The 5531-nt window shown below is 72.3% G+C and carries 5 protein-coding genes; 4 read left to right on the top strand and 1 reads right to left on the bottom strand.

Translation table 11 applies throughout. The annotated features are described in order from the left end of the window. Both SACSA_RS21630 and SACSA_RS0105170 read left to right on the top strand, forming a co-directional pair. Positions 1-517, top strand: a 517-nt coding sequence (locus SACSA_RS21630) for a D-2-hydroxyacid dehydrogenase (protein WP_019814105.1), incomplete at its 5' end; no start/stop codon positions are given. 108 nt (positions 518-625) lie between these two features. Then, positions 626-2035, top strand: a complete 1410-nt coding sequence (locus SACSA_RS0105170) for an amidase (protein ID WP_028661659.1) — start codon at positions 626-628, stop codon at positions 2033-2035. A 340-nt stretch (positions 2036-2375) separates the two neighbouring features. Here SACSA_RS0105170 and SACSA_RS0105165 read toward each other — a convergent pair whose 3' ends face one another. Next, positions 2376-3776: a WS/DGAT/MGAT family O-acyltransferase gene (locus tag SACSA_RS0105165; protein ID WP_028661557.1), complete on the bottom strand. Its 1401-nt coding sequence runs from the start codon at positions 3774-3776 to the stop codon at positions 2376-2378. 77 nt (positions 3777-3853) lie between these two features. Here SACSA_RS0105165 and SACSA_RS0105160 point away from each other — a divergent pair, with 77 nt between their 5' ends. After that, positions 3854-4855, top strand: coding sequence for a glutathione S-transferase family protein (locus tag SACSA_RS0105160; RefSeq protein WP_019814099.1), 1002 nt, complete (start codon positions 3854-3856; stop codon positions 4853-4855). A gap of 32 nt (positions 4856-4887) precedes the next feature. Continuing rightward, positions 4888-5531 (top strand): thiamine pyrophosphate-binding protein (locus SACSA_RS21625; protein ID WP_019814097.1); only part of this gene is annotated, 644 nt, incomplete at its 3' end.

The following is a 5531-nucleotide window of genomic DNA, read 5'->3' as shown; positions in this document are numbered from 1 at the left end:
CGCGCGCCTGCTGCGCGCGGCGGGCCTGCGGGTGACCGGAGCGGGACGGCGCGCCCGTGGCGACGACCCGGACTTCGGCGCCGTGGTGAGTACCGACGCGCTGCCCGAGCACCTGCCCGACCACGACTTCGTGGTCGCGGTGGCGCCGCTGACCGAGCAAACCAAGGGGATGTTCGACGCGCGGGCCTTCGCCGCGATGCGGCCCGGGGCGCGGTTCGTCAACGTGGGTCGTGGTGAGCTGGTCGTGACCGACGACCTGATCGACGCGCTGCGCTCGGGTGCGCTCGGCGGTGCGGCGCTGGATGTGTTCGACACCGAACCGCTGCCGAGTGACAGTCCCCTCTGGACGCTGGACAACGTGCTGATCACTCCGCACATGTCGGGTGACATCGTCGGCTGGCGCAACGCGCTGGTCGAGGTCTTCGCCGACAACTTCGAGCGATGGATCGACGGGCGGCCGCTACGCAATGTCGTGGACAAACGGCTCGGCTATGTACCCTCGGGGCCTTCGACGTAACACCGGCGACACACGGCCGACACGGCGCCAGCGGGCGCGGCCGGTCGGGTGGTGCCGCCGGGCCCGAGGGCTGCCGCGCCCGGGTTCCACGGCCGACCGAGGAGAGCTATGCCGAGCACGCCATCCCTGTTGACCGCGAGCGAGCTGGTGGCCGCCTTTTCGTCGGGCGAGGTCTCGCCGGTCGAGGCGACCCGCGTCGCGCTCGACGCGATCGCCGAGGTCGACGGCCAATACCGCGCGTTCACCCTGGTCGACCCGGAGGTGGCTCTCGACCAGGCGCGCGCCTCGGAGGAGCGGTGGCGTGAGGGAAACCCGATCGGGTGGCTCGACGGTGTGCCCGCCTCGGTCAAGGACATGTTCCTCACGCAGGGCTGGCCGACGCTGCGCGGATCGCTGTGCATCGAACGGGACCAGCCGTGGCGGGAGGACAGCCCGGTCACCGCGCGGATGCGCGAGCACGGGCTGGTGCTGCTGGGTAAGACCACGACACCGGAGCTGGCGTGGAAGGCGGTCACCGACAGTCCACTCGACGGGGTGACTCGCAACCCGTGGGACCCGGCGCTGACCCCGGGTGGGTCCAGCGGTGGTAGCGCGGTGGCGGTGGCCACCGGGATGGGTGAGGTGTCGGTCGGTACCGACGGCGGCGGGTCGGTGCGCATCCCCGCGTCGTTCTGCGGAGTCGTCGGGTTCAAACCGACCGGGGGCCGCATCCCGCTCTACCCGGCCAGTCCGTTCGGGCCGCTGTCACACGCGGGTCCCCTGGCCCGGTCGGTGGACGACGTGGCGCTGCTGCTCGACGTGCTCGCGATGCCCGACCCCCGCGATCCGGCGGCGCTGCCACCGCCCGCGGGCACCTACCGCGAGGCCGTGCGCCGTGACGTGCGCGGGCTGCGCGCGGCGTTCTCCCCGACGCTCGGCTATGTCGACGTGGAACCGGAGATCGCGCGGGCGGTGGTGTCCGTGGTCGCCGCGCTCACCGAGGCGGGGCTGACCGTGGAGGAGGCCGACCCCGGCTTCAGCGACCCCTACGACGCGTTCGGTGTGCTGTGGTCCACCGGGGCGGCGAAGTGGCTGGACACCTTCCCCGCCGACTGCGCGGAGCACGTCGACCCGGGCCTGCGCCGGGTCTGGGAGCAGGGGCACACCTACTCCGCGGGCGACTACCTCGACGCCAGCGCCGTGCGGGCGAACCTGGGTATCCACATGGGAGAGTTCCACACCCGGCACGACGTGTTGATCACGCCGACAGTGGCCATCCCGCCGTTCGAGGCGGGCCACGACGTGCCGCCGGACAGTGGTCTGGAGACCTGGCCGCAGTGGGCGCGGTTCTCGTACCCGTTCAACATGACCCAGCAGCCCGCGATCACGGTGCCCGCCGGCTTCACGTCCAAGGGTCTGCCCGTGGGTCTGCAAATCGTGGGGCCGCGCCACTCCGACGACCTCGTGCTCGCCGTGGCGAAGCTGGTCGAGGAGATCGCCCCGTGGCCCACCGACCGCCCGGCGACCCGCCCCCACTGACCCGCGAGTTGCCCTTTCGCGCGCGCGAGTTGCCCTTTCGGGTCCGCGAGTTGCCCTTTCGCGCCCGGCGAGTTGCCCTGTCAGCTCCCGAGCCGGCACGAGACGGCCGTGAGTTGGCTTGCTGAGCCAGGCGTCCAGGTCCGGCGAAGCTCCGCGTGAGCCGACAAGTCGCTCCGGTGACCCCCTGTGGAGGGCGACACCCAGACAACGAGGGGCAACTCGCGGCCCGTGGAGGGCAACTCGCGGCCCGTGGAGGGCAACTCGCGGCCTGTGGAGGGCAACTCGCGGCCTGTGGAGGGCAACTCGCGGGTTGTGGAGGGCGACTCGCGGGGGTGAGGGGTCAGGCGACGGCGCATTCGAGGTCGGCCAGCGACTGCTCCAGGTGGCCCAACAGCCGTTGGAGGTGGGGGACGCTGCGGCGGCAGCCGGTGATGCCGCAGTCCAGAGTCGTGGGGCCGTTGGTGAAGGTGATGTTGAGTGCCTGCCCGTCGAGCAGCACCGACGCCGGGTAGATGCCGTCGAGGCGCGCCCCGTTGAAGTACAACCGTTCGCGCGGGCCCGGCACGTTCGAGATCACGATGTTGAACGGCGGACGGGTGTGCTCGACGAACCCGGGCAGCGGTGTCGCGGCCAGCGGAGCGACGTTGAACGCCGAGAGCACGAGCGCCTGGATCGGGGTCAGGTCGCTGAACAAGCGCTTGCCGTCGGCCATCGACCGCGCAACCCGGGACAGCCGCGCCGTCGGGTCGGCCAGGTGCGTACCGAGGTCGCACAGAATCGCGCCGATGCGGTTGCCGGATGTCGCGCCCGCCTCGGTCCGCCCCCGCAACGACACCGGCACCATCGCCACGAGCGGCTCGTCCGGTAGTGCGCCGTGCTCGGTCAGGTAGGTCCGCAGCGCGCCCGAGCACATGGCCAGCACGATGTCGTTGCTCGACACCCGTGCGGCGTGGGCGACGTGCGCGATCCGCGTCCGCTCCCACGACTCCGCCGCGAACCGCCGCGCTCCGCCGATGGGCACGTTCAGCATCGTCTTCGGCGCCCGCAGCGGCAGGGTCAACCGGTGCTCGCGCCACGCCTCGGTGGCCACCCGGGTCGCCATCGGGGCGAGTCCGGCGAGCTGACCGACGGTCGCGCGACCCGTGCGCACCAGCCTGCGCGGGTCCGGCACCGGCAGGCCGTGGAGGAACCCGCGGCGCGGCGAACCGGTCCGCCCCTCGGCCGAGGGAGGTGACCCCCACGGTGGCGGGCAGTCCCGGGCGTCCGGGTCGGTGCTGAGCACCCCGCGTAGCTGCCGTAGCGCCGACACGCCGTCCATCAGCGCGTGGTGAATCTTGCTGTACATCGCGAAGCGCCCGTCCTGCAGGCCCTCGACGAGGTGAATCTCCCACAGCGGCCGGTGCCGGTCGAGCGGGGTGCTGTGCCAGCGGGAGGTCACTTCGAGCAGCTCCCGCACGCGTCCCGGGCCGGGCAGCGCCGAATGCCGGAAGTGGTAGTCGAGCTCCAGCTCGGTGTCCTCGGCCCAGGCCACGTATCCCCGCGTGCTCACCGGGTTGGCGGGGTGGCGCCGGAACACCGGGCGGGCGTCGGTGTGCCGCAGCAGTGCGGCACGCAGGTCCCTCGGGTAGTCGGGGCCCGCGTCCGCGGGCGGGGTGAAGAGTTCGAGCCCGCCGACGTGCATCGGGTGCTCGCGCGTCTCGACGGCGAGGAACACCGAATCGGTGACGGACATCAAAGTCATCGCGTGCCTCACTTCGCCGTCCTCGCCGACGTGCGATCACGTCGTGCGCGCGAGTGTACGTACTATCGTCGAAGGCCATGACGATCCCGACGGACCCGGAGACCGGCGAGTTCCACCGCGCTCCGAACCACTTCGCCGACCGCATCACCGCCGACGGGCGCGACGGCTGGCCCGTCGAACCCGGCCGCTACCGGCTGGTGGTCAGCCGCGCGTGCCCGTGGGCCAGTCGCGCGCTCGTCGTGCGCAGGTTGCTCGGACTGGAGCACGCGCTGTCGGTCGCCGTGGCCGACCCGATCCAGGACGAGAAGAGCTGGCGGTTCACCCTCGACCCGGACGGTCGCGACCCCGTGCTCGGCATCCGTTACCTCGCCGAGGCGTACCACGCGGCCGAGCCTTCCTACACCGGCGGCGTCAGTGTCCCCGCGATCGTGGACATCCCCAGCGGCAGGCTGGTCACCAACGACTACCCGCGCATCACGCTCGACCTGTCCACCGAGTGGACCGCGCATCACCGCCCCGGCGCACCGGACCTGTACCCGGAGGCGCGGCGCGACGAGATCGACGAGCTCAACGCCGTGCTGCACCGAGACGTGAACGCCGCCGTCTACGAGGCCGGGTTCGCCACCAGGCAGCGGGCCTACGAGAAGGCCTACGACCGGCTGTTCGCGCGGCTCGACGCTCTGTCTGAGCGGCTGGAGCGCCGCCGCTACCTTGTCGGCGACAGCATCACCGAGTGCGACGTGCGGCTGTTCACCACGCTCGTGCGCTTCGACGCCGTCTACCACGGGCACTTCAAGTGCAACCGGAACAAGCTCACCGAACTGCCCGTGCTCTGGGCCTACGCGCGGGACCTCTTCACCACGCCCGGCTTCGGCGACACGGTCGATTTCGACCACATCAAGCGCCACTACTACCAGGTGCACGAGCAGATCAACCCGACAGGGATCGTGCCGAAGGGCCCCGACCTGTCGGGCTGGGCGAGCCCGCACGGCCGGGAGGCACTGGGCGGAAGGCCGTTCGGGGACGGCACTGCACCCGGGCCGCCGCCGGAGGCGGAACGGCTGGCGAGGCAGTGGTGACCGGGGCCTGAACAAGATCGTATCCTCGGCGGGTGGCGTCGACCGGTGCACGCACGCTTGTGGAGACCCTCACCGAACTCGGTGTCGAGGTCGCGTTCGGGCTGCCCGGTGTGCACACCCTGCCGTTGTGGGACGCGCTGGCCTCCTCCGACATCGCCGTGCTCGGGGTGCGGCACGAACAGGCGGCGGGCTACGCGGCCGACGGATTCGCCCGCGCCACGGGCGCGCTGGGCGTCGCACTCGTGACCACGGGGCCGGGCGCGGCGAACGTCCTCGCCGCCGTCGGCGAGGCGCGCGCGTCGGGATCGCCGGTGCTCGTGCTCGCCAGCGAGGTGCCGTCGAACCTGCGGCGGGCGGGGACCGTGCGGGCGAGCCTGCACGAGATCGGTGACCAGCGGGCCCTGTTCGCCCCTGTCGCGAAGGCCGCGTTCTCCGTGGAGCGCCCGGGCGAGCTCGGGGCCGTGCTGCGCCACGCCGCCCGCCTCGCGCTCACCCCGCAGAGCGGCCCCGTCTACGTCGGCGTCCCGGCCGACTTCCTCGACGCCGAGGTCGATCCCGGCCCTGAGCCGACGGGCGCTCACGCCGCGGGTGCCGTGGACGCCGACGGTGCGCCTCTGCCGCCGGTGCCCGTCGAGGACCTGGACGAGGCACGCACGGCCCTCGCGACGGCGCGACG

This window comes from Saccharomonospora saliphila YIM 90502, assembly GCF_000383795.1.
Classification (GTDB): domain Bacteria; phylum Actinomycetota; class Actinomycetes; order Mycobacteriales; family Pseudonocardiaceae; genus Saccharomonospora; species Saccharomonospora saliphila.
This window is presented reverse-complemented; position numbering and strand designations above follow the sequence as displayed.